This is a genomic window from Micromonospora sp. NPDC049891 (assembly GCF_040660295.1).
GTDB lineage: Bacteria > Actinomycetota > Actinomycetes > Mycobacteriales > Micromonosporaceae > Micromonospora.
Genome location: NZ_JBFAML010000038.1, coordinates 1 through 16109 on the forward strand (window position 1 = coordinate 1; position 16109 = coordinate 16109).

At 71.9% G+C, this 16109-nt stretch carries 20 protein-coding genes and 1 riboswitch; of the genes, 11 read left to right on the plus strand and 9 right to left on the minus strand.

What is annotated here, in order from left to right; all coding sequences use genetic code 11:
* Positions 1-91: 91 nt before the first annotated feature.
* Positions 92-802 (minus strand): hypothetical protein, encoded by a 711-nt coding sequence (locus AB0I71_RS29585; RefSeq protein ID WP_357590184.1) that lies wholly within the window; start codon positions 800-802, stop codon positions 92-94.
* 72 nt (positions 803-874) lie between these two features.
* A complete protein-coding gene (locus AB0I71_RS29590; RefSeq protein ID WP_357590186.1) occupies positions 875-1378 on the minus strand; it encodes a peroxiredoxin in 504 nt (167 codons plus the stop codon).
* A 101-nt stretch (positions 1379-1479) separates the two neighbouring features.
* Between AB0I71_RS29590 and AB0I71_RS29595 the strand changes: the two genes are divergently transcribed.
* Both AB0I71_RS29595 and AB0I71_RS29600 read left to right on the plus strand, forming a co-directional pair.
* Complete coding sequence (locus AB0I71_RS29595; protein WP_357590188.1) at positions 1480-2208, plus strand: SDR family oxidoreductase; 729 nt, start codon at positions 1480-1482, stop codon at positions 2206-2208.
* A gap of 5 nt (positions 2209-2213) precedes the next feature.
* Positions 2214-2804, plus strand: a complete 591-nt coding sequence (locus tag AB0I71_RS29600; RefSeq protein ID WP_357590190.1) for a GNAT family N-acetyltransferase — start codon at positions 2214-2216, stop codon at positions 2802-2804.
* A gap of 79 nt (positions 2805-2883) precedes the next feature.
* Here AB0I71_RS29600 and AB0I71_RS29605 read toward each other — a convergent pair whose 3' ends face one another.
* The gene (locus AB0I71_RS29605; protein ID WP_357590192.1) at positions 2884-3846 is read right to left on the minus strand and encodes an ADP-ribosylglycohydrolase family protein; all 963 of its coding nucleotides are present in this window, start codon (positions 3844-3846) and stop codon (positions 2884-2886) included.
* Between the two features lie 107 nt (positions 3847-3953).
* Between AB0I71_RS29605 and AB0I71_RS29610 the strand changes: the two genes are divergently transcribed.
* Positions 3954-4370 (plus strand): SRPBCC family protein, encoded by a 417-nt coding sequence (locus tag AB0I71_RS29610; protein ID WP_357590194.1) that lies wholly within the window; start codon positions 3954-3956, stop codon positions 4368-4370.
* Between the two features lie 12 nt (positions 4371-4382).
* On the opposite strand, the gene AB0I71_RS29615 is transcribed toward AB0I71_RS29610, so the two are convergent.
* Both AB0I71_RS29615 and AB0I71_RS29620 read right to left on the minus strand, forming a co-directional pair.
* Positions 4383-4898, minus strand: a complete 516-nt coding sequence (locus tag AB0I71_RS29615; RefSeq protein ID WP_357590196.1) for a hypothetical protein — start codon at positions 4896-4898, stop codon at positions 4383-4385.
* A 147-nt stretch (positions 4899-5045) separates the two neighbouring features.
* Entirely contained in the window at positions 5046-5606 is a 561-nt protein-coding gene (locus tag AB0I71_RS29620) for a cysteine hydrolase family protein (RefSeq protein ID WP_357590198.1), read from the minus strand.
* Between the two features lie 113 nt (positions 5607-5719).
* Here AB0I71_RS29620 and AB0I71_RS29625 point away from each other — a divergent pair, with 113 nt between their 5' ends.
* The gene (locus tag AB0I71_RS29625) at positions 5720-6718 is read left to right on the plus strand and encodes a tyrosine-type recombinase/integrase (protein WP_357590200.1); all 999 of its coding nucleotides are present in this window, start codon (positions 5720-5722) and stop codon (positions 6716-6718) included.
* Between the two features lie 131 nt (positions 6719-6849).
* Positions 6850-6933: riboswitch (ZMP/ZTP riboswitch) on the plus strand.
* A 14-nt stretch (positions 6934-6947) separates the two neighbouring features.
* Positions 6948-7832 carry a tetrahydrofolate dehydrogenase/cyclohydrolase catalytic domain-containing protein gene (locus AB0I71_RS29630; RefSeq protein ID WP_357590203.1) on the plus strand — a complete coding sequence of 295 codons (885 nt, stop codon included), beginning with the start codon at positions 6948-6950 and terminating at the stop codon, positions 7830-7832.
* Here the strand turns inward: AB0I71_RS29630 and AB0I71_RS29635 are convergent.
* Entirely contained in the window at positions 7803-8678 is an 876-nt protein-coding gene (locus AB0I71_RS29635) for a winged helix-turn-helix transcriptional regulator (RefSeq protein ID WP_357590205.1), read from the minus strand. The two genes, AB0I71_RS29630 and AB0I71_RS29635, sit on opposite strands and share 30 nt — an antisense overlap.
* A gap of 99 nt (positions 8679-8777) precedes the next feature.
* Between AB0I71_RS29635 and AB0I71_RS29640 the strand changes: the two genes are divergently transcribed.
* Genes AB0I71_RS29640 through AB0I71_RS29650 form a run of 3 tightly spaced genes read left to right on the plus strand, consistent with a single transcriptional unit; the run spans position 8778 to position 11391 of the window.
* Positions 8778-9575 (plus strand): ABC transporter permease, encoded by a 798-nt coding sequence (locus tag AB0I71_RS29640; RefSeq protein WP_357590258.1) that lies wholly within the window; start codon positions 8778-8780, stop codon positions 9573-9575.
* Entirely contained in the window at positions 9572-10573 is a 1002-nt protein-coding gene (locus tag AB0I71_RS29645) for an ABC transporter ATP-binding protein (protein ID WP_357590207.1), read from the plus strand. The genes AB0I71_RS29640 and AB0I71_RS29645 overlap by 4 nt, the downstream gene beginning before the upstream one ends.
* On the plus strand, positions 10570-11391 hold the full coding sequence (locus AB0I71_RS29650; protein WP_357590209.1) for an ABC transporter permease: 822 nt from the start codon (positions 10570-10572) through the stop codon (positions 11389-11391). The genes AB0I71_RS29645 and AB0I71_RS29650 overlap by 4 nt, the downstream gene beginning before the upstream one ends.
* A gap of 46 nt (positions 11392-11437) precedes the next feature.
* Here the strand turns inward: AB0I71_RS29650 and AB0I71_RS29655 are convergent, their stop codons facing one another.
* A complete protein-coding gene (locus AB0I71_RS29655) occupies positions 11438-12217 on the minus strand; it encodes an endonuclease/exonuclease/phosphatase family protein (protein WP_357590211.1) in 780 nt (259 codons plus the stop codon).
* A gap of 183 nt (positions 12218-12400) precedes the next feature.
* Here AB0I71_RS29655 and AB0I71_RS29660 point away from each other — a divergent pair, with 183 nt between their 5' ends.
* Complete coding sequence (locus AB0I71_RS29660) at positions 12401-13174, plus strand: TSUP family transporter (protein WP_357590260.1); 774 nt, start codon at positions 12401-12403, stop codon at positions 13172-13174.
* Between the two features lie 33 nt (positions 13175-13207).
* A complete protein-coding gene (locus tag AB0I71_RS29665; RefSeq protein WP_357590213.1) occupies positions 13208-13984 on the plus strand; it encodes a GNAT family N-acetyltransferase in 777 nt (258 codons plus the stop codon).
* A gap of 27 nt (positions 13985-14011) precedes the next feature.
* On the opposite strand, the gene def is transcribed toward AB0I71_RS29665, so the two are convergent.
* Both def and AB0I71_RS29675 read right to left on the minus strand, forming a co-directional pair.
* Positions 14012-14518 carry a peptide deformylase gene (def, locus tag AB0I71_RS29670; protein ID WP_357590215.1) on the minus strand — a complete coding sequence of 169 codons (507 nt, stop codon included), beginning with the start codon at positions 14516-14518 and terminating at the stop codon, positions 14012-14014.
* A 27-nt stretch (positions 14519-14545) separates the two neighbouring features.
* Positions 14546-15757 carry a chorismate-binding protein gene (locus tag AB0I71_RS29675; protein WP_357590262.1) on the minus strand — a complete coding sequence of 404 codons (1212 nt, stop codon included), beginning with the start codon at positions 15755-15757 and terminating at the stop codon, positions 14546-14548.
* A 96-nt stretch (positions 15758-15853) separates the two neighbouring features.
* Between AB0I71_RS29675 and AB0I71_RS29680 the strand changes: the two genes are divergently transcribed.
* Entirely contained in the window at positions 15854-16054 is a 201-nt protein-coding gene (locus tag AB0I71_RS29680; protein WP_093402410.1) for a DUF5999 family protein, read from the plus strand.
* Positions 16055-16109 lie beyond the last annotated feature (55 nt).

A 16109-nucleotide genomic window follows, 5' to 3' on the forward strand; every position in this document is an offset into this window, starting at 1 on the left:
CGGCCCGACCGTGCAGCGCTATCTCACCGGCGACCTTCCCGGTTGACCCCGCCAGGAGCCACCGGTCCAGCAATCCGAACTACGGCCTCACTCAACCCGCCTCGCGCAACTCCGCCAGCCGAGCCTCGATCTCCGCCAACTCCGCCCGCAGCTTCTCCGCCTGCCGCTCCGCCTCGGACCGCTCCGCCGCCAGGATCTGCTCCACCGCCTCGTGCACGCCCGGCACATCCACCAACGCCACCATCCGCAGCGCCTCCGCCGGCTTGAGCACGTACGGCCTGGCCAACACCTTCCCACCCTGCTGCGCGGCCACCGTCCACTCACCGTCGGCATAGGCCAACGTGACAGTCAACCCCGCCGGCCCCTTAGGCTTCGCCGCCTTCACCGCCCGCCGAGCCGGCTTCACCTCCACCTTCGACTCCACCGTCTCCACCTTCGGCTCCTCCCGACGCGGCTGCTCCTGCCCACGAGGCTGCGGCACCCGGTCCAACACGAACTCAGGCTCCACCACCGCCGGCTCGGCCGGCACCGGCTCCACCTTCGGCTCCGCCGGCCGCCGGCCCGCGCCCCTGGGCGCCACCGCCACATCAGCGGGGGAGAAGGGCAACTCGTCGCGCCCGAACCGCACCACCACGAACTCGTCGGACTTCGCCGGATCGGTCAACTCCACCACCTGACCCAACTGACCGGCGATCTGACCGGCGGCCGCCGTGAACACCACCTTCGGCTTACGCCCCGCGGCCAACGCCTCCCGGATGCCGCGCACCTCGTCCTCGGACAATCCCTGACCAGCGGCACCCATCGCCCACCCTCATTCCTCGTACACGTGTTCAGCCGCCTGCCTTGATACCAGCCGCCAGCGACAACCCGAAGATCAGCCCCCCAACGCCCGCAACGCCCGATCGGCGTGCTCGTTCATACCCAACTCACTGTGCACCACCTCGATCACCCGCCGATCGACACCGATCACGAAGGTCATCCGCCGCGTACTCAACGGCCCCAACGGCAACCGCCGCCGCACCCCGAACCGGTCCGCCACCACACCGTCCGGATCCGACAGCAACGGATAGTCGAACCCGTGCAACCGCGAGAACTCCGCCTGACGCTGCACCGAATCCCGGCTGATACCCACCCGCTGCGCACCCACCGCCGCGAACTCCGCCGCCAGATCCCGAAAATGGCAACTCTCCGCCGTGCACCCCCGCGTCATCGCCGCCGGATAGAAGAACAACACCACCGGCCCCGACGCCAGCAACTCCGTCAACCGCCGCGGACGACCCGTCTCGTCCGGCAACTCGAAATCCTCGACCAGATCCCCGACACCCACACCCGCCACAAGCCCTCCCCACCGACACCGTCGCCGGCGAGCGTATGCCATCGACCACCACCCGACGTGCGCTCGACCACACTCCGCTGTCCGCCACCGCGACCGCCCCGGTAACGTCCCCGACACCGGTCCGGGGCAGGGGAGAGGTCCAATTGGCTAACGTCACCGTCATCACCGGCGGCAGCCGTGGCATCGGCGCCGCCACCGCCCGCCGCCTCGCCCACACCGGCCAGCACATCGCACTCGGCTACCGCCGCGACCACGCCGCCGCCGACACCGTCGTGGCCGACCTGCGCGCCACCGGCGTACGCGCCATCGCCGTACCCGCCGACACCCGCGACCCCGACCAGGTCACCGCCCTGTTCGACGCCGCAGCCGAACTCGGCACCCTCACCGGCCTGGTCAACAACGCCGGCATCACCAGCCCGATCGGCCCCTTCACCGACCTCGACCCCGACGACCTGCGCCGCGTCATCGACGTCAACCTCATCGGCTACGTCCTCTGCGCCCAACAGGCCGCCCGCCGAATGACCGACGGCGCCGCCATCGTCAACCTCTCCTCAGTCGCCGCCACCCTCGGCAGCCCAGGGGAGTACGTCCACTACGCCGCCGTCAAAGCCGCCACCGACGCCCTCACCATCGGTCTGGCCAAGGAACTCGCCCCCCAGGGCATCCGCGTCAACGCCGTCGCCCCCGGCATCATCCGCACCGACATCCACGCCCTCTCCGGCCAACCAGACCGACCCGACCGCGCCGCCAGCCGCATCCCACTCGGCCGCCCCGGCGAACCCGACGAGGTCGCCGCCGCCATCGCCTGGCTGCTCAGCCCCGACGCCTCCTACACCACCGGCGCCATCCTCCGCGTCGGCGGCGGCCTCTGACCGCCATGCCCCTGCTCGTGTCCCCGGCGCTGCCACCCGGCAGCCTGAACCGGCACCCACAGCCCACAATCGACGCCGACAAACTGCGCCTGCGGCCCTGGCAACCCGGCGACCGAGACCCCGTCCTCGCCGGCTACGCCGACCCCGCCATCCAACGCTGGCACTGCCGCACCATGACCCCCGACGAAGCCCACACCTGGCTCGTCTCCTGGCCACACCGCTGGCAGGCCGAAAGCGGCGCCGGCTGGGCCATCACCAACCCCGGCGGCGTACTCGGTCAGATCAGCCTCCGCCGGCTCGACCTCGCCAGCGGCATCGCCGAGGTGTCGTACTGGGTCCTGCCGCACGCCCGCGGCCAGCACGTCGCAGGCCGCGCCCTGACCGCCCTCACCACCTGGTCGTTCGACATCGGCCTGCACCGCCTCGAACTCAACCACTCGACGGCCAACCCCGCCTCCTGCGCCGTCGCCCGCCGCGCCGGCTACCCGGCCGAGGGAATCGCCCGCCGCGAGGGCCGCCACGCCGACGGTTGGCACGACACCCACCGCCACGCCCGACTACGCACCGACCCGCCCGTCGAGCACCACCCGGCCTGAGGCCCCGCGCCACCTACCGCCCAGCTCGACCCCGCATCACCGCCGAACCGGGCGTGACCGCCGGCCAGCGTCACGGCGACTACCGGCCCGCCGCAGCCCGTACGGACACCAGAGCCGCCGCCAGCCGCCGGATCTCCACCTCGTCGGGCAGCAGCATCCGCGCGCTCCACGGCAGCTGCACCCGCACCTGCCGCACCGACGACCGGGCCCCCAGCAGGCCACCGACCAACGCGGCCACCGTGTCGACGTCACCACCGAGCCGCACCGCCGCGAGCAGACCACCGCGCAGCGAGTCCGCCCGACGTACGCAGTGCAGCACCGCGGCCACCGTCTCACCGGGATCCAGCGAAACCCCCGCCGCCGGAGGTCGCCAGCCACCATCGACCACCTCACCGAGCAGCGCCGCCAGCCGGGGTGCCGCACCACACACCCGCTGCGCCACCTCCAGCGTCTCCACCGCCACGTCGAGCAGCGTCGCCGCCGACCCACCTGCCGCCCACGCGTCCGTCACCGACCACGACGCGCAGCCCGCCATCACGCACGCCGCCACCAGCGCCTCCGGTGACCGGTGCGTGGCCCGGGTCAGCTCCACCGTGCGGGCCGCCAGCAGCTCCGGCCGGGTCGGCGGCGTCGACCAGCCCACCGGCAACGCCCGCATCGGCGCGCCGTTCGTGGCACCCGCCCGGTCGTCGGGCACCTCACCGAACCGCCGGAAATGCGCCACCGCCGCCCTGGTCGACGGACCCGCGCCCTTCACCGGGTCGAGCGCCGCCAACCGGGACAGGAACATCACCGCGTCGGCGTCGCCGCCGGCATCCACCAGAGACCGTGCCGCCAGCAGAGTCAGCGCCGTGTCGTCCGACGTCTCACCGGCCGCCCAACGGGCACCGGCCCGTGGCCGCTCGATCTCCTCGTCACCGTCGCCTGTCGCTGGTTTCCCTTCGTACGGCAGACCCAACGCGTCACCGCAGGCGTACGCGGTCAACGCGGCGGCCACCCGCTCGACCACCACCGAAGCGTCCTCATCAGCGGGACTGGGCACGACCAGAAGCCTATGCTGCGTCCCGCGCCGCCGTTGCCCGGGCAGCGCCACAGGTGCGAGGGTTGGCGGCGAGCCCGATAGCCGGACCGAGTAGGCAGGTGGGACGAATGGCAACCATTTACCACGAGGCGAAGCTGACGGTGACGGCGGACGTGGCGTGGGACTTCCTGGACCGCTACACGCGCTCGGAGGTGCACGTCTTCTCAGCCTGCACGAGTGAGCGTCAGGAGGACGACTATCGCGTGGTCACGCTGGCCGACGGCACCGAGATCCGGGAACGCAACGTGACAGTCGATCCCGTACGGATGCGCGCCGTGTACGCGATACCCGGGTTTCCCGGCGCGGAGCACCACCAGGCTGAGATGCGGGTGCTGGCCGACGGCGACGGCGCGGCGACTCTGGTGTGGACAACCGACATCCTGCCGCACGAACTGGTGGAGCACCTGGGCGAGACGTACGGGGTCATGTTCGGTGAACTGGTCACGGCGGTGAACGAACACGGTGCGCAGTCGGCGCGGTCGTGATGACTCGGTGCGTCACCTGGCGGGATCGTGGGCCGACGAGCCACCTGGGGGCAGGCGGCGGGCAAGTTCGGCACGCAGGACGTCCGTCGCGGGCCGGAGCATGCCAACGTTGACGGTGTAGACAGGCTTGCCGGCGCGGAGCCGGGCACGAAGTGTGGTGGTGGGTGCGACCACCGCAGGCAGCAGAGTGACCTGAAGGACCGCGAACGGGCCTGGCCGGTGGACCGTCGCCGACTCGATCATCTGCCAGGGGAGCAGGGCCGTCCGTTGCCGCTCGGTGAGCCGCAGCGCCGAGTCGGTGACCTCGACCGCTGACCAGTTACCTCGGTTCAGCAGGAGCGAGAAACCGCTGAAGAGAACGGCGTAGAGGACGCCCGAGCCGACGCTGACCGCCAGGTCGGTGGGCTTGCCGAGGAAGAGTGTCAGCACGGCTCGGACGAGGGCCCAGGCCAACAAGCCGACCAGCAGCAGGAACAGGAACATGAGGCGGGCGGAGGTGCGGAACACCAGCCCGTTGCTCTGGTCCACGACACATCCTCCCGTCGGCACTGGCGTCGACTGTAGACAGGCGATCCAACCCACGACGAGTAAGTTCGATAATGTACATTATGTAAAGTTGATCGGAGCAGGCCCCTGCCCCCAGGCCGCGTCGGGGCCCACCCGCGAGGTCGACGGTCAGTCGGTCGGACCGAAGCTGACCTCGCTGGTCTCGACCGTCCCGGCCCGGCGGCCGGGCGCGCTCTGGAAGCTCCAGTAAAGGTTGGTGTGCGCGACGACCTGCTCCGGCGGCGGCGCGCCGTAGGCGGTCAGGTCCTCCGTGGTGTGCGCATCACCGACGAGCGTCGCGTCGTATCCCCGGACGAGTGCGCCGTGCAGGGTCGACCTGATGCACATGTCGGTCTGCGCGCCCGCGACGACCAGCCGGCCCACGCCGCGCTCGGCGAGCACCGTCTCCAGGTCGGTGTCCTCGAACGAGTCGCCGTAGCGCTTGTGCACCAGCGGCTCCCCGTCCTCGCGGACCAGCTCGGGTACGTACTGCCAGGCCTCGCTGCCCTGCGGGAGACCCTCGTCGGAGTGCTGCACCCACACCACCGGCGCGCCCTCGGCGCGGGCCTTGCCCAGCAGCGTGTTGATGTTGGCGATCACGCCCCCACGGTTGTGAGTGCCTGCCACCACCCCGTTCTGCACGTCGATGACGAGCAGGGCCGTGTTGGGTCGCTCGGGCAGGGTCGTCATGGTGCGCCTCCGGTGACTGCGAAATCGGTGACCGCACCGTAGCCCCGGCCTCCGACAGAAAACCCTCCCCTCCCCTCGGGCGCGGAACGCGAGAATAATGCATAATATCCTTTATGCATGACAAACAGGACGAATCGGTAATCGCATTGATCGAGGAGTTCCTGACCGCCCGGGCGACCCGCAAGCCCTCCCCCCACACGCAGGCGGCCTACCGGCGGGATCTGACAGCTGTCACCGCACTCGCCGCAGAGCTGTCCACCCCTCCCCTCCCCCTGGCCGACCTGCCGGTCGACGCGCTCTCCCCCAGGCTGATGCGGGCCGCGTTCGCCCGGTTCGCCGCCGGGCGGGCGGCCAGCTCCGTCGGTCGGGCCTGGTCCACCTGGAACGGCTTCTTCTCCTTCCTGGTCGCCGAGCAGGTGGTGCCCGGCAACCCGATGCCGGCCGTGGGGCGGCCCCGGACACCGCTGCCGACGCCCAAGCCGCTGCGCGGTGAGGACACACCGGAACACCTGCTCACCTCGGCCGCACGGGCCGAAGGCCGGCAGCGGGACCCGTGGCCGGAACGGGACGTGGCGGTGCTGGCGCTGGCCCTGTGTGCGGGGCTGCGACTGTCGGAGCTGCTGGCGTTGCGGGTCGGTTCGCTCGGTGGGCGGCCCGGTGAGCGCCGGCTGGAGGTGGCCGGCAAGGGTGGGCGTCCCCGGGTACTGCCGGTCGAGCCGGATCTGGACGCGGTGCTGGCGAGCTATCTGGACAGCCGTGCCCGCCGCTTCGGCGCGCGTACGGTCCGACAGGTGTCGCCGCTGCTTGTGGATCGTCGGGGTGAGCCGCTGCGCCGGGGCGGTCTGCAGTATCTGGTGGAGTCCTGTTACCGGCGGGCCGGGATCGGTGACCGGGTGCCGCGTGGGGCGCGGTTGCACGCGCTGCGGCACACGTTCGCCACCCGGTTGGCCGAGGACGGTGCCGGGGCTGCGGAGATCATGCGGTTGTTGGGGCACGCGTCGTTGGCGTCGTCGCAGACGTACATCGAGGTCACGTCAGGCCAGCAGCGGGAGGCGGTACGGGCCAACCGGACGAACCGGGCGTTGGCGGGGCTGCTGCCCGCTCCTGACTGACCGGCGAGATGCGGGCGGTGACGTACCACCGTCGCTTGCCGGGTCGGGACGGCGGTGGCACCGGCCGGCGGGGAACCCGGTGTCGGGTGGTCGCGCCGGGTGATGGCACGGTCGGTGGTGGTGTGGCAGGGTGGCGATGACGCGACTGGCGGCATCGGGGATGGGATCGACCATCGGGAAGCTCGTCGTGGGGGTCGTCCGCCTGGGCCTGCCACGGGCGAGGTGAGCCATGTCGACGACGATGACCGCGCGGTTGCTGCCGGGTGTGCCGGTGGCGGAGGCGATTCTGGCCCAGGTGGCCGAGGGTGTGGCGCAGCTGCGGGCGGCGGGGGTGACTCCGACGTTGGCCACGGTGCTGGTGGGTGACGACGAGGCCAGTGCCGGTTACATCCGGATCAAGCAGCGGCAGGCGGCGGAGCTGGGTTTCGCGTCGCCGCATGTGCGGTTGGCGGCGACGGCGTCGCAGGCCGACGTGCACGCGGTGCTGGCCGATTTCAACTCCGATCCGGGAGTGCACGGGGTGTTGTTGCAGTACCCCGTCCCCGGCGGTCTGGATTACAACCGGGCGTTGCAGATGCTCGACCCGGATTCGGATGTGGACGGGATGCATCCGGTGAACATGGGGCGGCTGGCGTTGGGGTTGCCGGGGCCGCTGCCGTGCACGCCGGCGGGGATCGAGGCGTTGTTGGCCCACCACGGGGTGCCGGTGGCCGGCCGGGAGGTGGTGATCCTGGGGCGTGGGGCGACGTTGGGGCGGCCGTTGGCGATGCTGCTGGCGCAGCGGCGGCCGACGGCGAACGCGGCGGTGACGGTGGTGCACACCGGGGTGGCGGACTGGCCGCGGTACACCCGTCGGGCGGAGATTCTGGTGGCGGCTGCCGGGGTGCCGGGCATCGTGCGGCCGGAGCATGTGCGCCCGGGTGCGGTGGTGGTCGGTGGCGGGGTGCGGTACGCGGGGCGTCGGTTGCTGCCGGATGTGGATGAGTCGTGTGCGCGGGTGGCGGGGGCGATCACGCCGAGGGTCGGTGGGGTGGGTCCGGTGACGGTGGCGATGTTGTTCCGCAACGCGTTGCGGGCGGCCCGGTCAGCGGCTGGTCTGGCGGACCAGTCGTAGGGCGCCGGTGACGGCGGTGGGGATGTCGGTGACCGGGTAGATCGCGGCGGTGATCGTCCGGGTGTGGTCGGCGACGAGGACGAGGCGTTTGAGGCGGGTCTGCTGGCCGGCGCGGAAGGTGGGCAGGCGCAGCGCGGCGGTCAGCCGCAGGTCGGTGTCGGAGAGCAGGCCGAACGGGATGGCTTCGGCGGCGGCGAAGGCGGCCTGCTCGTCGGGGCGTTGGGTGCTGATGCCGTGGACGGTGGCGCCGGCGGCGGTGAAGTGGTCCCAGTGTTGGCGGAAGAGGCGGTTCTCCAGGGTGCAGCCGGCGGCGCCGGGGATGTCTGTCCAGTCTGGTGGTGTTGGGGTCGGGGTGCCGGTGCCGGGATAGGTGAAGAGGACTGTGGTGGGGGTGGCCGCGACCGGGTGGGTGGGAGTGCGGTCGGTGGCGGTGAGGGTGACGTCGGCTGGTACCCGGGTGCCGACGAGGGTTTGGACGCGGGTGGCCTCGGCCCCGTCGGGATCGGTGGTGGCGGTGAGGTTGCCGTCGCCGAGCACCCATCGGTCGGCCCAGTCCTGCATGGCGACGAGGGTGGGTAGCAGCGCGCGACCACGGTCGGTGAGTACGTATTCGTGGCGGGGTGGGTGCTGCTGGTAGGGGCGGCGGGTGAGGACGTCGTGGTCGACCAGATCGTGCAGGCGTTGGGTGAGCACCTTGCGGGAGACGCCGAGTTCGGTGACGAGGGTGTCGAAGCGGTGGTGGCCACGGGCGATCTCGCGCAGGACGAGCAGGTTCCACCAGTCGCCGAGTACGGCGGCTGCCTGGGCGATGCCGCAGGTGTCGTCGGCGCGGCGGCGGTTGGTCATGGTCGGATCCTGCCTCAGTGGTGGGCGGGGGTGTACGGGGCCACACCTCCATAGTAAGTTCCCTTTGGGAACTCACCGGGAGGTGTGGCGGTGTCGGTCATGGGGGCCACCTTCGTGCGCAACTGGCGGATCACGTTGCGCGCCTACCCGTGGACGTACTTCGTCGGCACTCTGGCCACCGGTGTGCTGACCATCGGGGTGTCGATGTTGGCGTACCGGGCCATCGGGGGCGGTCGCGTCGGGGCGAGCTTCACCGCAGCCACCGGCAGCGCCGACTACCTCGGCTACGTCACCATCGGCGCCGCCGCGCTGACCTTCGCCACCCGGATGGTGCTCTGGGTGGCCAAGGCGCAGATCACCGAGTACCGCGAGGGCACCCTGGAGAGCCAACTGCTCACCCCGGCGCGGCGCCTGCCGTACCTGTTGGGGGTGACCGCGCAGGCGTTGAGCACCACAGCTGTGGAGATAACCGTGCTGGTCGCCGTGGCCAGCGCGCTGGGGGTGCGGCTGAGCGTGCCCGATCCGCTGACGTTGCTGGCCGCGACGGTGGCGGCGACCGTGGCGGTGGTCGGCATGTCGGTGCCGTTGAGCGCGCTCATGCTGGCCGCCGGTGAAGCCCACATCACCCAGAACACCCTGTTCACCGCGATGGCGCTGCTGTGCGGCTTCACGTTCCCCACAAGCTATCTGCCGCAGGCGGCGCGCTGGCTCGGGGAGGCGCTGCCGGTCACCTGGGCGCTGCGGGTGCTGCGGGCGGCCACCCTGCCCGGCGCCGACGTCGACCCCTGGCCCGCTTTCGCCGTCTGTCTCGTGCTGGGCGGGGTGTACCTGCTGTTGGGACTGTCCATCCTCAAGCCCGCCGAGCGGCGGGCGTTGCATCGGAGTGCGCGCGCATGAGCACTGGCATCGTCACCACCGACCTGCGCAAGACCTTCCCGGTGCGGCGCTGGCAGGGCTGGCGCCGCCGGCCGGTCGCCGCGCCGGTGGCGGCTGTCGACGGGCTGTCGTTGCGGATCCCGCCCGGTCAGGTCACCGGGCTGCTGGGGCTCAACGGTGCCGGGAAGACCACCACCATCCGGATCCTGTCCACCCTGCTGCGGCCCACCGGTGGCACGGTGCGGGTGGACGGGTTGGACGTGGTCGAGCACGCCCGTGAGGTACGTCGACGGATCAACGTGATCTCCGGTGGGGAGCGGATGGTGTACGACCGGCTGACCGCCCGGGAGAACCTGTGGTATTTCGGCCAGCTGTACGACGTGCCGCGCGCCCGGTTGCGGGTCCGCATCGGTGAGCTGTTGGACCTGGTGGGGCTGACCGATGCGGCGCAGGTGCCGGTGGAGCGGTACTCACGGGGCATGCGCCAGCGTCTGGTCATCGCCCGGGGTCTGATCAACGATCCGGCGTACCTGCTGCTGGATGAACCGACGCTGGGTCTGGACGCGCCGATCGCCCACCAGCTGCGGGCGTTGATCGCACAGTTGGCCGCCGACGGGGTCGGGGTGCTGCTGACCTCTCACTACCTGGCCGAGGTGGAACAGCTGTGCCGGCACGTGTATCTGATCGCCCGGGGGTCACTTGTGGCCCAGGGCAGTCCGGCGCAGTTGGCGGGTCAGACGGTTCGCCGGCACACCGTGCGGCTGGTGCTCACCGTGGCTGATCCGGCGGTCACGGTTGCGCTGCGTACGCTGGCCGCGCGGCATGACGCGGAGCTGACCGTCGACGTGGACGACGAGGGTCGACCACGGTTTGCGCTGCGCCACCCGGAGGACCTGGTGGGGGCGGTGGTGACGGCGGTGGTTCAGCAGGGCGGGACGATCGCCGGGCTGACCGTCACCCCACCGACCCTGGAGGACGCGATCCTCACCCTGGCCGACCCGGCGGTGGTGGCGCGGTGAGTCACGCCCTGCGGGTCGTGGCGGCCGAGGCGCTCAAGCAGCACCGGCGGCTGTTCGGGCAGCCGCTTGTGCTGTTCTCCATGCTGCTGTGGCCGCTGCTGACCCTGGCCGCGACGTATTACACGGTGCTGCCGGTGATGGAGTCCGCGGCGGCGCCGCAGCGGTGGCCGGTGGCCGCCGATCCGCGCCGGTTGCTGGCGTTTCTCGCGGCCGGCGCGCTGGCGTACACGTTCTTCTTCTCGCTGGTCCAGTCGGCCTGGCACTTCTCGTTCGAGCGGGTCAGCGGCACCCTGGAGGCGTTGTTCCTCTCCCCCGCCAGCCGGATGGCGCTGGTGATCGGTAACGGCGCTGCGGCGCTGACGCAGAACGCCTGGTTGTTCGGCTGCTTCGCGGTGGCCGCGGCGACCGCCGCCGACGTGCTGGACGTCGCGCACCCCGGCATGTACGCGGTGGCGGCGGTGGCGCTGTTGGTGCCGGCGGTGGCCTGGGGCGCGTTCCTCAACAGCTTGTTGATCTTCTCTCGGGATTCGGCGTTCCTGTACACGCTGCTGGACGATCCGCTGTGGTTCGTCGCCGGGGTGCGGCTGCCACTGTTCGCCCTGCCGGTGTGGATCAAGGCAGTCGGTTTGGCCTTCCCGCTGACCAGCAGCCTGGTCGTGCTGCGTGGAGCGCTGCTGGATCGCGCGGACCTCGGTGACCTGGCGGCCCCGCTGGGGTGGCTGGCGCTGCTGACCGTCGGCCTGTTCGCCGGGGCCTCGGCGCTGCTGCGTCTGGGCGAGGCACGGGTGCAGCGCACCGGCGGCCTCCAGGTGTTCTAGGCCTGGGTCGAAGTCCCTGGCCGGCCTGCGGACTTCGACCCAGGGCTTAGCCGAGGTCGACGACCAGGGGCCGGTGGTCGGAGATGGTCGACAGCGGGGTGCGCACGGCCGCGACCGGGGGTAGCTGGTCGAAGCCGTGCCGGTCGGCGAGGATGTGGTCGAGCTGGACGCGGGGTTGGGCGGCCGGGTAGGTGGGGCGGCGGGCCAGCAGGTGCCAGCCGGAGACGGCGCGGGTGGCCCAGGCGGGCAGGTTCAGGTCGCCGAGCAGGATGCGTGGGGCGGGCAGGGCGCGCAGGGCGCGGATGACCTGGCGGAGTTGACGGACGTTCCAGCCGGCGACGAAGGACAGGTGGGTGGCGGCGACGGTGAGCGGGCCGTGTGGGGTGTCCAGCACCGCGGCGAGGACGACGCGGGGTTCGTCGCGGAGCAGGATGAGGCCGCCGCCGGGGCCGGGCACGTAGACCGGGGAGCGCACCGGGGCGGGGTGCAGCCGGGTGACCCGCCAGCTGGTGACCGGGTGGCGGGAGATCAGGCCGACGCCGTAGCAGGGTTCGCCGTGGCCGTCGTCGTCGTGGGTGAGGGGGCGGAACGCTTCGCCGGGGGTACCGACGACGGCGGCGGCAAAGCGGTGCTCGGGTGCGCCGAGGGCCTGCGCGGCGATGGCGGTGAGGTCGAGGTTGCCGCTGCGGGACTGGTCCCGGTCGACTTCCTGCAGGGCCAGGACGTCGGCGTCGAGGGTGGCGACGGCGGCGGTCAGTCGGGCCGGGTCGACCAGGCCGTCGGTGAGGGACCGGCCGTGCAGCAGGTTGAACGTGGCCAGACGCACGCTGTCACCTTAGCGACGCCGTGGGAGAGTTGCCCGATGGTGCGGGTGTTGTTCTGTTCGGCTCTGGTGTTTGTGGCGGTTGCCGCGGCGGGGATCTGGGTGCGGCGTCGTCGGGGGCGGTGAGGCTGGCCACAGCCGGCGGCGTGGACCGGTCGGTGGTGGGAAGAATGCCTGGTCGTGGAGTTGGACCCGACGACCGTGGTGATCCTGCTGACCGCCGCTGCCCTGGCGGGCTGGGTGGACGCGGTGGTGGGTGGTGGCGGGTTGCTGCTGTTGCCGGCGTTGCTGGTGGCGGCTCCGGGTATCCCACCGGCGACGGCGTTGGGCACGAACAAGTTGGCGGCGATCGCCGGTACGTCGACGGCGGCGCTGACGTTCGCCCGCCGTACGAAGATCGACTGGGTGGTGGCGGGGCCGGCGGCGGCGCTGGCGGTGGTGTGTGCGGGCCTGGGCGCGGCGTTGGCCGGGGCGGTACCGCCCTCGGCGTACCGGCCGGTGCTGCTGGTGGTGCTGATGTCGGTGGCGCTGTTCGTGCTGCTGCGTCCCGCGTTGGGGGTGCTGGCGGTGCCGCAGCGCCGGACCCGGGTGCGGGTGGTGGTGGCGGTGCTGGTGGCCGGGGTGGGCATCGCCGCCTACGACGGGTTGATCGGTCCGGGTACGGGCACGTTTCTGGTGCTGGCGTTCACCACGCTCGTGGGTGCGGATTTCGTGCACGGTTCGGCGATGGCGAAGGTGGTCAACGCGGGCACGAACGCGGGTGCGCTCGCGGTGTTCGCGGTGACCGGGCATGTGTGGTGGCTGCTGGGTGCGGCGATGGCGGTGTGCAACATCGCGGGGGCGTCGGTGGGGGCGCGGATGGCGTTGCGGCGCGGTTCCGGGTTCGTGCGGGTGGTGCTGCTGGTGGTGGTGCTGGCGTTGGTGGCGAGGCTGGGTTACGACCAGTGGGTGGCCGGGTGAGTGTGCCGACGCGGTACGTGTGATCATCGGCGGATGTCGGTGCGCGCGGAACACGACCGGGCTGTCCTGGCGGGGCTGCTGAGCCGGGATCCGGTGTTGCACGCCTACCAGTTGGGCGATCTGGACGACTTCTTCTGGCCGTACACGTCGTGGTATCGGCGTGGGGATTCGGTGGTGTTGCTGTACCACGGTGCGACGCCGCCGACGCTGCTGGCGTTCGCGGGACCGGCGGAGCTCGGTGCGATGGCGGCGTTGCTGGGTGAGCTGGCGCCGGTGCTGCCGGCGCGGTTGCAGGCGCACCTGTCCCCCGGTCTGGAGTCGGCGTTGGACGCCGCGTTCCGGGTCACCGCGACGGGGCCGCATCTGAAGATGGCGTTGACGGATCGGACGCGGTTGGCGGCGGTGGCGCCGGCCGGTGAGGTGCTGGGCCGGGCGGACCTGCCACTGTTGCACGAGTTGTACGCGACGGCCTACCCGGGTAACTGGTTCGACCCGCGGATGGTGGACACCGGCCGGTACGTGGGGGTTCGTGAGGGTGACCGGCTGGTGGCGGTGGCGGGGGTGCACGTGGTCTCCCGGGTGCACCGGGTGGCGGCGGTGGGCAACGTGACGACCCGGCCGGGTTGGCGGGGCCGGGGGTTGGCGGCGGCGGTGACGGCCCGGCTGTGCGGCCTGCTGGCCACCGAGGTCGACCAGGTGACGTTGAACGTGGCGGCCACCAACAGCGCTGCGGTGCGGCTGTACGAGCGGTTGGGGTTCAGCCGGGTCGCCGACTACGGCGAGTTCACGCTTGCGGCGCGGGCAGGCTGAACGCTCGGGCGCCCGCGGGTGGCGGGTTCAGCCCCGGCGAGAGGAGTCGAAACGGCCGGCGCGGATCTCGCGTAGGGCGCGGCGGCGGGTTTCGCCGCGCAGGGTGTCGACGTAGAGGCGGCCGGCGAGGTGGTCGGTCTCGTGTTGCAGGGCGCGGGCGAGGAAGCCGCTGCCGGCGATGGTGAGGGGTTCGCCGTGCTGATCGAAGCCGCGGGCAGTGGCGTGCAGGGCGCGGGGGGTCGGGAAGTACAGGCCGGGGATGGACAGGCAACCCTCGTCGTCGTCCTGGAGTTCGGTGGACAGCTCCAACGTCGGGTTGATCATGTGGCCGCGGTGCCCGTCGGCGTCGTAGACGAAGACCTGGACGTTGACGCCGATCTGGGGGGCGGCGACGCCAGCGCGGCCGGGCGCGCCGAGCAGGGTGTCCATCAGGTCGGTGACCAGCGTGCGCAGTTCGGCGTCGAAGCTGGTGACGGCTTCGCTGGGGGTGCGTAGCACCGGGTCGCCGATGATTCGGATGTCCCGCATCGTCATGTCGGCAAGGCTATCGGTCGTTGACCGTCAGGCGAGGGCGCCCCGCACGGGGGTGGTCTTGGCTGCCGCTTCGGCGACCTCGGCGGCGGGGTCGCTGTCCCAGGTGATACCGCCGCCGGCCCACACGTGCACGGCGCTGCCGTCGACGGCGGCGGTGCGGATGGTCAGCCCGAGGTCGAGGTGGTCGGGGCCGACCCAGCCCAGGGCGCCCATGCTGGCGCCCCGGCCGACGGGTTCCAGGGCGGCGATGTGGTCCAGGGCGGCAAGCTTCGGCGCACCGGTGACCGAGCCGCCGGGGCACACGGCGCGCAGCAGGTCGGCCAGGCCGAGTCCGTCGGCGACGTCGGCGCGGACGGTGGACTCGGCCTGCCACAGGTCGCACCAGCGGCGCACGGCGAACAGGTCGTCGACGCGGACGCTGCCGGTGCGGGCGACGCGGGCCAGGTCGTTGCGTTCCAGGTCGACGATCATGATGTGTTCGGCGCGTTCCTTGGCCGAGCTGAGCAGGTCGGCGTGGCCGGCGGCGGTGGCCGGGCGGGTGCCCTTGATCGGCCGGGTAGTGAGGGTGCCGCCGCGGACCTCGATCAGGGTTTCCGGGCTGGCGCAGCCGATGGCCCAGCCGGGCCCGGTGAGCACCCCGCCGTAGCGGGCTCCGGGCAGCCGGCCGAGGCGGGCCAGGGCCGGCAGTGGGTCGCCGGTGTAGGCGGCGCTGGCGTGTCCGACGAGGTTGACCTGGTAGACCTCGCCACGCCCGATCGCCTGCCGGACCGCGGTGACCGCCTCGGCGTGCTGGCGGGGGCTCCAACTCTCTGTCCAGGGGCCGCGCCACCAGGGCGGCGGCGGGCCGGGGTGGCCGGGTCCGGCGGCGGTGTGGCCGTAGACGACCACGGCCACCTCGGGCAGGTCGGCGGGGTTGGCTGCGCCGGGTGCGCCGCCGGTGAGCAGCGCCCCGGCGGCGGCAGAGACGTAGAGGGCGGCGCCACAGACGCCGTGCCGGTGGTGACGGCCCGCCGGGCGGCCCAGGTCCCGCAGGTGCAGGCCGTGCTCGGCGAGGAACTCCTCGGCGTACGCGGCCGGGTCGCCGCCGTCGGCTGGTCGCCACTGCCAGCGGGCACGCTCGACGAGCCGGCCGCGGCACGACGCGGGAACCCCGGGCGGATCGACAACCATCCGTGGGAGCGTTTCCACGACGTCCGGGCGGTTCATGCTCATCCGTTCAGCGGATTTCCCGCACACCACGCGCACATCCGGTCGATGCGGCATGCTTTCGCTTGGTACTGTGCGTCACTGGTCATGTGAACCATGACACAGTGCCCCCACAGTCCGGAGAACCCGATGTGCCAGCACCAACCCACCTGTCCCTCCGCCGAAGCCACCGACCGGGAAGCCGCCAGGGTCATCGCCTGCTTCCGTGAACAGGGCTGGAGCCTGCTCTGCAACGGAGTCATCGTTTTCGAGGACACCGGCGAACTGCTGCCCGACGGCAGCAGCATCGCACCGCACCGTGGCCCCGCCCGACACGCACTCGCCGCCTGAGGCGACATCACGATCCGTCACGACGTCTTCCCGCGCCGACCCAGGCTAGTCCCCC